15 protein-coding genes are annotated in these 15061 nt (G+C 53.4%); 11 read left to right on the top strand and 4 right to left on the bottom strand.

Annotation, left to right across the window (positions count from 1 at the left end; all coding sequences use genetic code 11):
* The 5 genes from RBR60_RS08945 to RBR60_RS08965 form a co-directional block, all read left to right on the top strand.
* The coding region (locus RBR60_RS08945; protein WP_320355888.1) for a substrate-binding domain-containing protein at positions 1-307 on the top strand (307 nt) is incomplete at its 5' end.
* Positions 300-1067 (top strand): 4Fe-4S binding protein, encoded by a 768-nt coding sequence (locus RBR60_RS08950; RefSeq protein ID WP_320355889.1) that lies wholly within the window; start codon positions 300-302, stop codon positions 1065-1067. The genes RBR60_RS08945 and RBR60_RS08950, both read left to right, overlap by 8 nt.
* A gap of 185 nt (positions 1068-1252) precedes the next feature.
* Positions 1253-2029 carry a dipeptidase PepE gene (gene pepE / locus RBR60_RS08955; protein WP_320355891.1) on the top strand — a complete coding sequence of 259 codons (777 nt, stop codon included), beginning with the start codon at positions 1253-1255 and terminating at the stop codon, positions 2027-2029.
* A gap of 335 nt (positions 2030-2364) precedes the next feature.
* Complete coding sequence (locus RBR60_RS08960) at positions 2365-2592, top strand: ABC-three component system middle component 6 (protein ID WP_320355893.1); 228 nt, start codon at positions 2365-2367, stop codon at positions 2590-2592.
* On the top strand, positions 2589-4352 hold the full coding sequence (locus RBR60_RS08965) for a DUF2326 domain-containing protein (RefSeq protein WP_320355895.1): 1764 nt from the start codon (positions 2589-2591) through the stop codon (positions 4350-4352). The genes RBR60_RS08960 and RBR60_RS08965 overlap by 4 nt, the downstream gene beginning before the upstream one ends.
* A gap of 184 nt (positions 4353-4536) precedes the next feature.
* On the opposite strand, the gene RBR60_RS08970 is transcribed toward RBR60_RS08965, so the two are convergent.
* Entirely contained in the window at positions 4537-5337 is an 801-nt protein-coding gene (locus tag RBR60_RS08970; RefSeq protein ID WP_320355897.1) for a 4Fe-4S binding protein, read from the bottom strand.
* 307 nt (positions 5338-5644) lie between these two features.
* Between RBR60_RS08970 and RBR60_RS08975 the strand changes: the two genes are divergently transcribed.
* On the top strand, positions 5645-6724 hold the full coding sequence (locus RBR60_RS08975) for a GGDEF domain-containing protein (protein WP_320355899.1): 1080 nt from the start codon (positions 5645-5647) through the stop codon (positions 6722-6724).
* Here RBR60_RS08975 and RBR60_RS08980 read toward each other — a convergent pair.
* From RBR60_RS08980 to RBR60_RS08990, 3 genes are all read right to left on the bottom strand, one after another.
* A complete protein-coding gene (locus tag RBR60_RS08980) occupies positions 6670-6861 on the bottom strand; it encodes a hypothetical protein (RefSeq protein WP_320355901.1) in 192 nt (63 codons plus the stop codon). The two genes, RBR60_RS08975 and RBR60_RS08980, sit on opposite strands and share 55 nt — an antisense overlap.
* Positions 6862-7364: 503 nt before the next feature.
* The gene (locus tag RBR60_RS08985) at positions 7365-7829 is read right to left on the bottom strand and encodes a hypothetical protein (protein ID WP_320355903.1); all 465 of its coding nucleotides are present in this window, start codon (positions 7827-7829) and stop codon (positions 7365-7367) included.
* Between the two features lie 283 nt (positions 7830-8112).
* The gene (locus RBR60_RS08990) at positions 8113-8604 is read right to left on the bottom strand and encodes a DUF1566 domain-containing protein (RefSeq protein ID WP_320355905.1); all 492 of its coding nucleotides are present in this window, start codon (positions 8602-8604) and stop codon (positions 8113-8115) included.
* A gap of 654 nt (positions 8605-9258) precedes the next feature.
* Between RBR60_RS08990 and RBR60_RS08995 the strand changes: the two genes are divergently transcribed.
* From RBR60_RS08995 to RBR60_RS09015, 5 genes are all read left to right on the top strand, one after another.
* Positions 9259-9798, top strand: a complete 540-nt coding sequence (locus RBR60_RS08995; protein ID WP_320355907.1) for a DUF3343 domain-containing protein — start codon at positions 9259-9261, stop codon at positions 9796-9798.
* Positions 9789-10664 carry an NAD(P)H-hydrate dehydratase gene (locus tag RBR60_RS09000; protein ID WP_320355909.1) on the top strand — a complete coding sequence of 292 codons (876 nt, stop codon included), beginning with the start codon at positions 9789-9791 and terminating at the stop codon, positions 10662-10664. Before RBR60_RS08995 ends, RBR60_RS09000 begins: the two co-directional genes overlap by 10 nt.
* A gap of 193 nt (positions 10665-10857) precedes the next feature.
* Complete coding sequence (locus RBR60_RS09005) at positions 10858-12870, top strand: sigma 54-interacting transcriptional regulator (protein ID WP_320355911.1); 2013 nt, start codon at positions 10858-10860, stop codon at positions 12868-12870.
* 437 nt (positions 12871-13307) lie between these two features.
* Positions 13308-14750, top strand: a complete 1443-nt coding sequence (locus tag RBR60_RS09010; RefSeq protein WP_320355913.1) for a 4-hydroxyphenylacetate 3-hydroxylase family protein — start codon at positions 13308-13310, stop codon at positions 14748-14750.
* 6 nt (positions 14751-14756) lie between these two features.
* Positions 14757-15038 carry a hypothetical protein gene (locus RBR60_RS09015; RefSeq protein WP_320355916.1) on the top strand — a complete coding sequence of 94 codons (282 nt, stop codon included), beginning with the start codon at positions 14757-14759 and terminating at the stop codon, positions 15036-15038.
* The last annotated feature ends 23 nt before the right edge of the window (positions 15039-15061 follow it).

Here is a 15061-nt window from a genome sequence, read left to right on the forward strand (position 1 = left end):
CGTGATCCCGGAGCTCCTCAGCGGCAAGGGAGAGGCCACCATCATCGAAAAGCGCCTCACCTGCCTGCCCCAGTTCATGGGAAAACTGGAAACCCTGGCCATACCGGAAGCCTTCATCCCCGCCCCACCCGTTCCCTTTACCATCGGGGTCATGAAGTGGGCAAAGAACCGGGATCTGGCGGAGGCATACGTGGATTTCATGCTCTCGGACAAAGGACAGGTCTGGTTTGAAAAGGCGGGCTTCATTCCGGCAGCCTCCCTTCAGGGCCAGAGACTCAGCGCAAAGTACGGGGTGCACGATGCTTGAATCCATCCGTCTTTCCCTGAAACGCCGCGTGGTGCAGTGCCTTTCCCTCGGCATCATCGGGGAGTGGTCCTTTTACGGTATTTTCCGCTGCCCCTTTGCCGTTCCCTACATCGGATGCGGCAACTGCCCGGTGATCCAGTGCCCCGGCCGGTCCCTCTGGATGTGGAGCTGGATTTTCATCGCAGCCCTCACCCTGGTCTTCGGCAGGGCCTTCTGCGGCTGGATCTGCCCCGGCGGTCTGGTGCAGGATCTTCTGGCACCCTTTGCCTTTTTTAAAGAAAAAGTTTCAGACCTTATGGAAAGGCTCCTCAGTCCTGGCAAATACCTTCTTCTCTTTTCCAGCCTCTGGGTCTTTTTTGTCATGGCCAACCCCAGATGGGCCATTCCCATCCGCACGGGAGATTTCTTCGGTGCCGTGGGGCTCACCTTCGAACACGCCAATCTCTGGTGGCTGACCCGCACCGTGGCCATCCTCGCGGCCTTAAGCCTTGGCCTTCTGATTCCCCATTTCTGGTGCCGTTTTCTCTGTCCCACGGGGGCGGCCCAGGATCTTTTCCGGAAAATCGCCCTTTTCCGTTTTGCCATGACCCCTTCCTGCACGGACTGCAATCACTGCAAAAAGGTCTGCGCCCTGGAAACCCGCCCCGGAGAAGCCAACTGCACCCAGTGCGGGGACTGCAAAAGCGTCTGCCCCCACAATGCCATCGTCATCCGCCCCCTCCTTGAAAGCAAAAAAGGCGGGGAAGAAATTCAGGTCTGACTCTTAAAAAAACCGGGAAGCCTTTAAATGGGCCGCCCGGTTTTTCCATGCCCCGTTTCACCCCTTAAGGCTTGGCCCTTTTTTCCTTCTATGGATAAAACCGTAAGCGTCCTGTATCTTCCAGAAAAGCCGGGCCAGCTCCCGCAGCAGCCTTCAGGAAAACCCTGAAACACAGGAATACCCCAATGCCCCAGCTCAGACAGCGACTCAGACATCTTCTTTCTCCCTTTTTTTCACAGACCGGTTTCCGGGACGGGCTGGACGATGCCCTTCTGCAAAACCGCAGCCTTCTTCTGCTGAGCAATTCCTCTTCCCCCGGAACGGGCTATCTGGAATGGCCCAGAGCGCATATGGCGGATTTCATCCGGGGCCGGAATATCCGGGAGATGCTTTTCATCCCCTGGGCGGGTATCACCCTCGCCGCCTCCGGGCAAAAGGACGGGCTGACCGCCTCCTTCAACGCCTATACCGCCAAAGTGGCAGAGGCCTTTTCTCCTCTGGGCATCCGCATCCGGCCCATCCACAGGGAGGCGGATGTCCTCCGCGCCGTCAAAAGGGCAGAAGGACTTCTCGTGGGCGGCGGCAACACCTTCCACCTGACCCACATGCTCCACGCCTCCGGCATCATCCCTGCCGTGCGTCGGAAAGTGGCGGAAGGCTGTCCCTACATCGGATGGAGTGCCGGGGCCAATGTGGCCTGCCCCAGCCTGCGTACCACCAATGACATGCCCATCATTGAGCCGGAGAGCTTCAGCACCTTCGGGCTTGTTCCTTTTCAGATCAATCCCCATTACCTCGACACCCATCCCCAAGGCCACGCAGGAGAAACCCGGCAGATGCGCATTGAGGAATTCCTTAGGCTTCATCCTCAGGGGATCGTTCTGGGGCTGCGGGAAGGCACGGGCCTTGTGCTGAAGGGGCCTTCCATCCGCCTTCGGAAACCGTACCCTGCGGGTTTTTAAAAGCGGTAAAGCGCCCGCAGAGACCCTGCCCGGAGAGGATATCAGGCTTTAGGGAGTGCTGCTTCATGGGGCTGGCGCAAGAATTTTGAGACCTTTGTTAATGGGAAAGATTTCGGCGCATATGTTTAAAAACGGTATTCTTCTGGATCAAAAGAAGGGGGTAAGTCCACAGGAGAAAGCCATCTTTGACTATAAGAGGGATAAATTTTACGAATTCTGAACAGGAAGAGGGGGGCTGATGCTTATTTTCAGCCTTTTTCCCGGCGGCACTGGGCTCGTTCCGCAGGTCTGGCGGTACTCATCCATCTTTTTGAACTCTGCGAGGTGTTTGAAAAATGATACTGCCTTCCAAGCACATTCCGGAGCAGCAGACCCTTCTTGGCATCGGAGCCATCCTCCTGAAACATCTGGAACGGCCCCAAACGGTTACCAGCCTCTGGGGGCAGGTACGGGAAAACAGAATCGTCGGAACTTACGAGCGTTTTATCCTTGCCCTGGATCTTCTGCATATCATAGGGATGATCACCCTTTCACGCGGTCTCATCCGTCGGGAGGCTTCATGATACACAGCCTGACAGCCAATCAGGCCTCTTTCCATGCCGTACACTTTTCCAAAGGCCTCAACCTGATTGTGGCGGAAAGATCCGAAATTGCTACGCTGAAAGACACCCGCAACGGCCTTGGAAAATCCACCCTGATTGAGATCATCGATTTCTGTCTGGGCGGTAAAGCAGACAGGGGAAAGGGGCTTATCATCGAGCCTCTCAAGGAGTGGGCCTTTACGCTGGAAATCACCCTTGCGGGAAGCCACATCAGAGCAACACGGGCTATTTCTGATCCTGGCCGTATTTTTCTGGAAGGTTCCACAGCCGAATGGCCGGAGCTGCCGGAAAAAGATGGTGATACGGGAAAGCGCTTCCTGAAGGCGGATTCATGGAAACAGCTTCTTGGATGGGCACTCTTTGATATTCCTGCCGCCATGAATACGGCACCTTACAGGGCGAGCTACCGGAGTCTGATTTCCTACTTCATCCGACGTGGGGCAGATGCCTACCTTGAACCATTCCGGCATTTCCGGCAGCAGAAACCCTGGGATATACAGCTCCACATCGCCTATCTTCTCGGGATGGGCTGGGAATACGCAGCGCAGTGGCAAAAACTGAAAGACCAGGAGGAAGGAATCCGGGCACTGGAAAAGGCCATCAAGAGCGGAGCCCTGGAAGGAGCCCTTGGCAGTGTGGGAGAGCTGGAAACCCGGTGCATTCAGCTTGAACAGCAGGCTGCGGATACCCGGAAAGCCCTGGAGAGCTTCCGGGTGCATCTCCAGTATGAAGCGGTGCAGAGGGAGGCCGACCGGCTTACCACAGAAATCCATGCTCTCCTCAATGCAAACATTGCGGACAAACGTCGCCTGAACCGCTATGAAGAGGCGCTCAAAGAAGAACAGCCTCCGGCGGAACTGTCCCTTGAGCGTCTTTACGAGGAATCCGGGCTGGTATTTTCAGAGGGTGTCAAAAGAAGCCTGGAGGAGGCCCGTTCTTTCCATCAGAACATTATCCACAACCGCAGGCATTTTCTCGATACGGAGCTTCAGCGTATCCAGAAATCCACAGCCGGCAGAAATTTGAAAATCCGCGAGCTCACGGAAGAACGCTCCCGGCTCTTGCATATCCTTCAAACCCATGGAGCTTTACAGGAACTGAACCGGCTCCAGGAGCAGCATGTCACCCTTCAGGGTACTCTAAACCAGATCCAGACCAGACTGAAAGAGGTCAGGCATCTCAATACCAGCAAGAGGGAAATCAAAGCGTCAAAAACCGACCTCATGCAGATGATGGAGCAGGATCACGAAGAGCGGAAACCCGTATGGTCTGATGCCGTCCGCCTTTTCAACGAGCATTCCCAGGCGCTTTACAGGTCTCCCGGAAAACTGGTCATTGACCTGAAGGACAAGGGATTTTCCTATCTTGTGGACATTGAAAAAAGCGGCAGCGAGGGTGTGGAAAAAATGAAAATCTTCTGTTTTGACCTTACCCTCATGCAACTTCAGCAAGAGGCTGATCGTGGCATTGATTTTCTCATTCACGATACCCTGATGTTTGACTCCGTGGATTCAAGACAGAGGGCGCTGGCCTTTGAACGCGCCCATGCCATCACCTCTTCCATGAATGCTCAGTACATCTGCACCATCAACTCTGACATGATCCCTTCCGCTGATTTTTCCGATGGTTTTGATTTTAAAAACTATGTGCGGCTGACACTTTCCGATGCAACACCAGAAGGCAGTCTCCTGGGCATACGTTTTGAGAGGCCTGTAAAATAGAAACATGCCCCAGCTCAGACATCTTCGGGACAGCTGGAGCATAAAAATCATCGCATACGGGTACAGCATGTGCTCTCACCGGAAGGGATGGTTTCTGGAAAGGTTTGATTCAGGTGGTGCTGGGCCAGAGGATGCCATCAGGCCCTGAAACAAACATGGAAAGCCCAGCCTCCTGCTTCCAGCTTCAGCAGAATCGTCCCAGATCTTCGGGCTGAAGCATCCGCGAAAAACGCTCCACAGGCCCGGTTCCGGATTTCCAGAAGGCCAGGACGGAAAGAAGAAGGGCTTCCGCGCCATCGGCGGTATAAAGGCCCGGAAGCGGAATCCCTAAGCGGGGATGACGGCCCAGACGGCCTCCCAGCAGTATTCTGAACCCTTCCTCCTGAACCTTCAGCACCCCTTCCCCGCACGCGGCAATGCAGAGACCGCAGCCCATGCAGCGGTTCCTGTCCACCCCGATACCGTCTTCCTTCAGCAAAAGAGCCCTGTCCGGGCAAACCGCCACGCAGAGGCCACACCGGGAGCAGTCCTTCTGGCTGATCCCCGGAAACCGCAGGGCGAAAATGCCCATATCCCGGATCTGGGGCTGGGAGCAGGCATTGGGACAGCCTGCAACGGACACGCGGAATTCGTGGTGAAAGCGCAAGTGACCCTCCACCATTTTTTTCAGAAAAGAGAGAAGATCCTGGGATGAAAGGCAGAATTCCAGCCTCCGGACCAGGGCATCCGTTTCCAGAACCCGGTTGGGGCAGCCGCCTGAGGCAAAACAGTTTTCCACCTTAAAGCCCGTGATCATGGTCTCCTGCCCCTCCATGAAAGCCTTGCGGGCCAGGTGAACATCTTTCAGAGTTACACAGGATCTTCCCTGTGCAAGGGCCGTGGCTTCGATGCGGGCCTTCACTTTTTTCCTGACAAAAAATGGAACATTCTCCAGGGCCGCGCGGGCCGCCTGCTCCCAGGGCATGGAACCGGGTGCTGTTTTCATGGGCTTTCATCCTTTGCTCATGGCATGAACATTTTCTCCCAAAACCTGGAAGACTGAAGGCCTCATACACCAGAAAAGGAAAGAAATGCCTTGATCCGGGTCAAGGAATGGCAGGGGACAATGCTGAAAAGAGGAGGTCAGGCTCAAGCAGGTTCTGTGGCATAAGGCCATTCCAACTCACCGACATTCTTCAGGCTTCCGGTGTTGCAAAGCCCTGACGGATTTTGCATAGTGCAGGGGCCTGCGGGGGCATTTCTGAAGGCTCCCCAAAGCGGTTTTCATCTTCCTTGACGAAGAGGACAGGACAATGAATTTCGATGCGCTGTGGCGGAACATATCCGGCAACACCGATTTTGATGAAGGCGAAGAGTACCTGTCCTTTCGGTATCACTTCTTTTTTGCCGTACTGATTGCAGGTGTTCTTCTTTCCTCCCTGTACCTGTGGATGCACCATTCAGGGCTTGCGCCCCTGGCTCCCGCCTACCATCTGTCAACGTCCCTTCATGCCATGACAAGCTTTGTTCTCATCCTCTTTATACGCGGTCATAAGTCCAGACTGACATCCACGGCCTGGATCTATGAAATCATCTGCATGATAGAATTTGTCACAGCCCTCATCGCCCATACCTCCGATGAGGCCCGGCTGATCTGGCTCGTCATCAATCTCACAGGGGTGTACATCATCCTGGGCCGCGTGGCGGGAATTGCCATCACCGTCTTCACCGTGGTCTGTACCGCCACTGTGGATGCCTTCCTTGATCTGTCCTTTTCCCCAAACACCATGGCGACCTTCTATACCACCCTGATTTACAACAGCATTTTTTTCTATGCCTATTCCAGCCGTTCCTTTTCCTTTTATCTGAGACTCGTGGATGCCAATGCCAGACTCAAGCACATGGCGGAACGGGATCCCCTCACCGGCCTTTTCAATGAAAGAACCTATTACACCTTGTGCGATCAGATGATCGAAGTGTCCCGCCGTACCGGAAAACCCTATTCGGTGCTTTTCATAGATCAGGATCACTTCAAGAAGGTGAATGACACCTTCGGCCATCATGCCGGAGATGTCGTCCTGAAAACCGTGGCCGCCTGTCTTCAGGACAGTTTGCGCAAAAGCGATATTCCGGGACGGATCGGAGGCGAGGAGTTTTCCCTGTTTTTGCCGGATACGGATCTTGGCGGGGCGCTGGAAACGGGAGAAAAGTTGCGGAGAAACATCGAAAATCTGGAAATCAGCGTTGACGACAGACCCATCCGGATCACGGCCAGCATCGGAGTTTCTGAAAACAGATCGAAAAGTAAAACCTTCAGTCAGGTACAGAAAGAAGCGGATCAGGCCATGTACAGGGCCAAGGCCCAGGGCAGAAACCGGGTGACGGGCCTGTAGCAGGTACTCTCGGGAAGATGTCTGCGGATATGATCCACGCCTTTCTGTTCCTCCGAGGCCGCAATGAGCATGCTGCCGCGCAGCCTGCCATACAGGATTATTCCCTGTGAAGCCAGGGTATGGAGGGATTCGGCCACATGCCGGATCACCTCCTCTCCAACGGGAATTCCGTATTTATACTCCGCATGGTCATTCTTGATACAAGGGCTGGCTTTGAAACGATATGAAAAAGTCTTGACCCGTGCGTTTGAAATGACCGCCTGGAGGATATGATTGATGCAGCGGAGGTGGGCGATACGGATGCACAGATATAGAGAATGCTGTCATGGCGGGCATCCACAACCTCCGTTATCATCTCAATCCACTCTCCTTCAGAAGTTTTGAAGCGGGCTTTGCAGGCCCTGCCGACCTGTGGAGAAATTTCCATAAAAAACAGCGGCCGCCTGCGGGCGGTCGTGAAGGATCAGGGTGTTTTCAGCCAGGGGCTCTGCGAAGATTTCGCAGGGAAAAGAGCCGTACCAGAGATACAGGCGGGCATGGAAAATTCTTTCAAGGGCTTGGGTTGGACAAGCCCATAAAGAGCCGTATCGTGTGCGGCAAGTCAACCGAATTTCATCGTTTTGGCAGGGTCTCCGCCAGTCTACTGGCAGGTAATGCTCAGGGTCTGATAGGTGGTATTGCCTGAGACCCCCTCGGTGAGACCGACTTCTGCTTTGTGGCTGCCGCCGGGGCAGGTCTGGGTTTTGGATTCATCCGCCCATGAGCCATGGCTTGTTTCGGACATACGTCCCTTGTTGGTGTAAACGGTTTTGAAAAAATGGCAGGAAACTGTGATGTCCAGTGAGGTGCAGCTGGTGTTTCTGAAGGAGAAGGTATGGGGAGAATAGGGGCCAAGGGGGGCTGACAGCTGCTGTTTGGTGCCGTTTCCATTGGCGGACCAGCAGGTGACGCTCACCGGGGAACAGCTGGAGCCTGTTTCGTTGGTGGTTTTGCGGATCCCGTTGGAAATGCTCATGGTATAATCCGCTAAGGATGCCGTGGGAATGGAAAGAAAAAAACAGGTTCCGGCGACAAGGATCAGAAAGCGGTTGAATTTTGTTTTCATACGGAGTTCCTTTCAGGCTTGAAGGGGGGAATTGTTCTGTTTTTTTGCAAAGATTGCGCCAGTCTGCAAGACAGGTTCCACTTACAGCCCACGCTGGGAGGGCTGATATTTGCAACAGCAGCGGAACAGGTCTTTCCCACAAGCGCATTACGATAAGTGTCAAGACAGATGTCGCCTGACCTCATTTTTAAAAGCTTCCTGAATCGTCCGAAAACAGATAGCAGATTCAATTCCGGCTTCGGTTTCCGAAAACAAGAGGCAGAAGATATGGCGCACACCGGGCTTACTGCCCGGAGCGCACAAGACGAACCCGCTGGCTGGCTTTCTTGCTGTCGGCACTGACAAAGCCGTTATTGAAAAGGAGACACCAGGCAAGGTGAGTGAAGTCGGCAGAGGCCGAGGAAGACCAGAACCAGTAGTCACCAGGCAAGGCTTTATGATCGTATGGTGCAAGGGTTCTCAGCTCAGAAATGGTGGGGAGCCGGAATCCACCCGGAGCTGTCAGGCGTACGGCATCCTCCCAGCTTCCTTTCCAGGCTTCTCCACTGCAGCCTGAACCTGTCCAGCTCTGACCATGGGGGCAGCGCTGCCATTCAAGCCCTGTGGTACTGTCCCGGACAATGGAACCCTTGCTTCCTTCCACCTCCTGAAACCGGGGAGGCGGCTGCTGTGCTGCCTGCACGGCTCCTGCAACACAAAAAACCATCATTACCCCAAGAAAGATCACCAGATTTTTTTTTAAACATCCCTTCGCCTGAACCTGTTTTTTCTTCATGGTCTTGTCCTTTTTTAAAATGATTCTTCAATACTTCCCATCGCCATAAAAACCTTTTGATTCTGACCCATAAAGAACAGTTTCATGGGCCATGTCCGCTGATAAAATAAGCTTATAGCAACAAGCATACCAGAATGCGGATTGCCTGTCCCTGCGGATTATGATCCTATGAAAAATAAAAAAGATCACCCCGTTAGCACCAACAGAAATGGGCATATGACAACAAAGTTGCCATGATAGGGAAAAAGATCCGTTCTCTCTGATTGTTAAAAATATCTTCGAGGCAGATGGGCTTATGGCGTTATCAGGTTTTGCAATACACCCTGAAAAAAGCAGGCAAATCCTTTGAAGAAAAAGGCTCTCCCAGAATTCCACAGACAGCCGTCAGGCCTATAGGGCGGCGGATATTCCCAAAAAATCCCCTCCCCTGTCCGCATAGAAAAAATCCATGGAATTGTAAGGTCTCATCGAAAAGAACGATTTGATCGGAACACTTTCCATTGCCTATATCTATGCCCTATTGGGGTTTGCATACAGAAAATCTTCCTTCATTCAGAAGGAAGCCCAAGGATGCAGGCCTCTCCATGACAGTGCCTCTCCATCGGGGACTTCCCCCGAGCTGTCCCTGAACCGGATTTTTTTCCTGGAGTTTCAATGTTTTTCAAAAAGCTTTTTACCCGAAAAAAAAGAAAGCCCCTGCGGGTGGATCGGGGAATGCTTCTCTTTGATCACACCTCCGACGTGATCCGTGCGGAGACCCTCCTTAAAGCCGAAGGCTGGGCCATCCAGGTCATGGGCCCGCCACCGGAAATCCAGAGGGGGTGCGATCTTGTGGTGGAATTTCCCCTCATGGAGCAGATGCGCATCCTCGAAACCCTGAAGGCTAAAAAGGTCATCCCTCTGGAAGTGGTACCTGTGGCAGGCCCCCTTCTCTTGCCTGTGGATCTTTTCCACACAAAAGATTTCGGGGACTATCTCATGGTGCGGGCGGCCAACATGAAAATCACCATCGAAAAGAAAACCCGCATCATCGTGAACATCTCGGGCGGGGGATGTCCGGATGTGCCCTTTCTTGCGGAGCAGCTTACGGGAAAAACCCTGGAAGAAGCCCCGAAGCCAAGAGAAATCGGCCACACCCTCTGCGGGTATGCCTTGCAGCTTGCCTATGAGGAGGTAGAACGCCAATGCTCCTGATCGCAGGAACCGTACCGGATCTGAACTTTCCCCTGGTCTTTGGCCCGGCCCTTCTGGAAGGCCGGAGCCTGAAGGTGGGAGAGCACCGCATTCCCGTGCTTCGGGGAACCCCGGCCCTTGTGGCTGCGGCCATTCAGGCATCCCGCTTTGCAGGGAGTGAGCCCCCCCATGTCCTGCTGGCCGGAGACACGGGACGGGGCGGCGGCAGCCGCCTTGTGTACCAGTATCTTGTGGAAAATGCGGCCCACCTGGGGGCGGATACCCTCACCTTCCACTATCTCCAGCCTGAGGTGGACTGGCACAACCGCATCCTCATGGCCCTTGATGCCCTGCCCCGGCCCCCTGTCCGCATTGCGGATGCAGGCTTCATGTATGCCGCCAAAATGAGCGGTTACGCCAGCGCCTATGATCTCTTCACCCCGGATGTGGGAGAACTGGCCTTTCTTGCGGATGAAAAGGCCCCCCATCCCTTTTATACCCGGGGCTTCATCCTGCATCAGGACGAGAACGCGCCGGAGCTCATCGAAAGGGCCTATCTCCACGACAATGCCGCAAAATATCTGCTGGTGAAGGGGGCTTCCGATCTTTTTGCCTCAAGGGATCAAATCCACTGGCGGGTGGATGCCCCCTCCTGGGAGGCCATGGAAGCCATGGGCGGCACAGGTGATACCCTGACGGGCATGGCGTCAGCCCTCATTGCGGGCGGCATGGACATGGAAAGGGCCTGTCATCTGGCAGCCCTGGCCAACCGTCAGGCGGGTGTTCTGGCAAAGCCTACGCCCGCAAGCCAGGTGGCGGCCATTGTGGAGGTGCTTTTTGAAGCCCTTAAGCAATGCGGACAAGAAAAAATACGGGATCATGAATAGCCCCTGTCCTTTCCGGAGGGAAAAAAGCAGCCCTTAGCCTGGGGCTTGCGAAACTGGCCCGGCATGGGGCCTGGAGGATTTCCCAAAGGAAAACCAATGCGTGATCACAACTCCCAAGCGAGATCAAACAGAAAAATGTATAGTCCATCGGGTGGATGCTTTTTTTGTTTTTCAAGGCTTTGAGGAGGGATGGATGGTTTCTGAAACCGTATTAAGGTATGAGGCCCATGCTTTAAGTGAAAAAGAAACCCTGAAAGCAGCGGCGGTTTTTCTCCACGCCCATGGCCTTGAAATGGCTCCGGTTGTGGATGGCGGCCAAAGCCTTTCCGGTTTTTTTTCAAGGGAGGATATTCTGCGGGCCATCCGGGATGGCACATCCTTTGATACGGAAATCCGGAAGGTTCTCACCCGGAAACCCGAGACTCTGGAGGGGAGTACCACCCCATCTGAAAAGTCCGAAGGCGCTCTGCTCCATGGGATCATGCATGCCATCGTGAACGCCTCTGGCAGCATGGTGATCGCAACGGACCCGGATGAGACCATACGCTTTGTCAGCAGATCCGCAGAAATGCTTCTTAAGACGGAAAGCCAGGCACTGCTTGGCCGAAAATTATCCGATTTTGTAAAAATCCCCCAAACACAGGCCTCCTTTGGGTGTGAAAAGGAATCCCTGGCACCTAAGGTTCAGGTGGACGGAAGACTTTTTCATCCCAGAAGCTGTCCCATGGAGTACGAAGGCCGCACCCTTGGATTTGTGATCCACTTCCATGAAATTCTGAATCCGGAGCCGGTGTCCGGTGAGCTTGCCTCGGCAAAGGAGCTGAACCGGGAGTTGCATGCCATCATCGAGTCTTCTTCGGACGGAATCTATGTCTGCGATGGCGATGCCAACGTGCTCAGAATCAACCGGGCCTACAGGGAAATTACCGGGCTGGACACCTCCGATTTTTACGGAAGAAATATGAAAGATCTCGTAAAGGAAGGGATCTATTCAGAATCTGTGACCCTGAAGGTTCTGGAAAGCAACGGGCCTGTGAGCATTGTTCAGAAGACCAGCACGGGCAAATCTCTCCTTGCAACGGGCAAGCCCATTTTTAATGAGGATGGCAGTGTTTTCCGGGTTGTGACCAGCGTGAGGGATATCACGGAACTTTATTCCCTGCAGTTGCGCCTTGAGGAATCCAGAAGGATTTCAGAACAATACATGAAAGAGCTGCAGAGTCTGCGCGTAAAACGGGTAAGAAACATCGAGGGCATGGTCATTGGCTCGGCTGAGATGGAAAAGGTCATTGAAATGTCCATGCGGTTTGCGAAAATCCAGGCAACGGTGCTCATTACCGGTGAATCGGGAACGGGCAAGGAGATGGTTGCGGATATCATTCACAAACACAGTGACAGGGCAGACAGGCCCTGCGTGAAGGTTAACTGCGGTGCCATTCCCAAGGATCTCATGGAGTCCGAATTTTTCGGGTACGAGGAGGGGGCTTTCACAGGGGCCCGCAAAGGCGGAAAGCCCGGTTATTTTTCCATGGCTGAGGGAGGAACCCTTTTTCTGGATGAAATCGGAGAGCTGTCCTATGACCTGCAGGCAAAACTGTTGAGGATTCTGCAAAGTAAGGAGCTTTTTCAGATAGGCGGGCAGAAACCCCGCACAATGGATGTGCGCATCCTTGCGGCCACCAATAAGGACCTTGAAACCATGGTTGCGGAAAAGCTCTTTCGGGAAGACCTTTACTACCGCATCCATGTTTTTCCCCTGCATATTCCGCCGCTCAGGGAAAGGCCCGATGACATCCAGTTTCTGGCCGCGCATTTTCTGAAATTTTTCAATAAGAATTATGGAACACAAAAGCGTCTGTCGCCGGATGTACTGGATGTTTTTGAAAGGTATGCGTGGCCGGGCAATATCCGGGAGCTTCAGAATCTCATTGAGAGGCTTGTGGTCATTTCGCCGGAAGACATCATCACAGGAAAGGATCTGCCTTCCGCTTTTTGGGATTCCGAAGGAGCCTCCTCCCTTCCGACGGGTCTTTCCGTGAAAGGGCTGATGCCCCTGAAAGAAGCCCTGGAGTCCGTTGAAAAACAGCTGATCTCCATGGCCTATGAAAACTTTGCCACGACAAGAGACATGGCGGATTATCTGGGGATCAGTGCGGCTTCCGTTGTGCGCAAAGCCGCAAAATACGGGATCAGAAAAGGAAGGTAAAGGGATACCGGTCGGGTTTTCTTAACCATCCTCTCCGGGGGAAGCTTTGTTGTATTTCTGAAACACGTTTCGTTTTTGCAACAACCCGAAAATTCCAAGACTTTTCCGGCCGCAGGCTTTGGGTTTCTGCCTTTCAGGGTCACCTTTGCCATGGCCCCATGGGCGGGGTGGGATGGGGATTTTTAGGATGAACGGAGGGCCTTGTTTCCTTTGTGAAACAGGGCTTTTTTGTTTTTTAAGGATCATCGGAAATAAAAACAAAGCCCGCAACATTCATATAGTGTTTGATTACAGATGCTTACATCCTTTCTCTGCGACCTTTTTCTCCCTGGGCCGCAGCAGGCAGAAAATGGCATGACCAATGCAAAGGCTTGCTGTCATCAGGCAATATGGAACAGGGATTCCCCTATCACCCAACCCAGGCAAGGAGGTTTTGAATGAAAACAGGATCCGCGTATGAAGACAGTCTGAGAAAACTCAACCTTCAGGTGTATCTTTTTGGAAAGAAGGTGGCCAATGTTGTGGATGATCCCATCATCCGACCCTCCATGAATGCGGTGAAGCTCACCTATGAGCTTGCGGAAAAGCCGGAATATGAAGATCTCATGACAGCCACATCCCACCTGTCAGGCAAAAAAATCAACCGCTTCACCCATATCCATCAGAATGCTGAGGATCTTGTGAAAAAAACCAAGATGGAAAGGCTTCTGGGCGCGAAGACCGGCTGCTGTTTTCAGCGTTGCGTGGGAATGGATGCCTTGAATGCCCTTTCCATCACCACGTACAACATCGATAAAAAATATGGCACCTCCTATAATGCACGGTTTCTCAGGTATCTGGAATATGTGCAGGAGGAGGATCTGGTCTGCGATGGCGCCATGACGGATCCCAAAGGGGACAGGAGCCTTCCGCCCCATCAGCAGGCAGACCCGGATCTGTTCCTGCGCGTTGTAGAGGAAAGAAAAGACGGCATCCTTGTGAGAGGGGCCAAAGCCCACCAGACCGGGGCCCTCAACTCCCATGAAATCATCGTGATGCCGACCCTGTCCATGGGAGAAAAAGATAAGGACTATGCGGTTTCCTTTGCCCTTCCATCGGATGCGGAAGGTATCACGTACATTTACGGGCGCCAGTCCTGTGACACAAGAAAGCTTGAAAAGGGAAGTATCGACAGAGGCAATCAGTGCTATGGCGGTCATGAGGCTCTGGTGGTTTTTGATGATGTTTTTGTTCCCTGGGAGCGGATTTTTCTTTTCAGGGAGTTTGAATTCTCAGGGGAGCTTGTGGAGAATTTTGCCTCCTACCACAGGCAGAGTTACGCCTGCAAGGTAGGCGTAGGGGATGTTCTGATCGGGGCTTCCCAGGTGGCGGCGGAATACAATGGGGTGCACAAGGTTTCCCACATCAAAGATAAAATCATTGAAATGAACCATCTGAATGAAACCCTGTTCTGCGGCTCCCTGGCCTGCGCCTGCGAGGGAAGCCGTCAGCCCTCCGGAACCTACCTCGTCAATACCCTCCTTGCCAATGTCTGCAAACAGAATGTGACAAGATTTCCTTACGAGATTGCACGGCTTGCCCAGGACATTGCCGGAGGGCTCATGGTGACCATGCCTGCGGAAGAGGATTTTCATTCTCCGGATGTGGGACACTGGCTGAGAAAATACTATGCGGCAAGCCCTTCTGCCACCGTTGAGAACAGAATGAGAATTCTGAGGCTGATTGAAAATCTCACCCTGGGAACAGCGGCGGTGGGCTATCTCACGGAATCCATGCACGGTGCGGGCTCTCCCCAGGCGCAGCGGATCATGATCTCAAGACAGGTGAACATGGAGGAGAAGAAGAAAACCGCTAAAAAGCTCTGCGGTATTGAGGGATGAAGGCGTGTGAAGATCGGTGTGAAATACTGCGGCGGCTGCCATCCCCTTGTGGACAGGATCGCCATGGGCGCAAAAGTTCTAAAGGCTCTTCTGCCGCTGGCGACCTTTGTTCCATATGAGGATGGGGAGGCAGAAAAGGTTCTGGTCTTTGTCGGGTGCGCTTCGGCCTGCCCTGATGTCAGAGGCATTAAAGGGGAAAAACTGCGCTACATCGGCAGTGACGAGGACGCGGATCTTTTTTTGTATGAAATGGAAAGGGTTTTTCGTAATCCGGGACAAAGCAACTGAAAATCCCTGTTTTTTGCGGGAAG

Origin of the sequence: Desulfobotulus sp., assembly GCF_034006065.1 — a bacterium.
Taxonomy (GTDB): Bacteria; Desulfobacterota; Desulfobacteria; order Desulfobacterales; family ASO4-4; genus Desulfobotulus.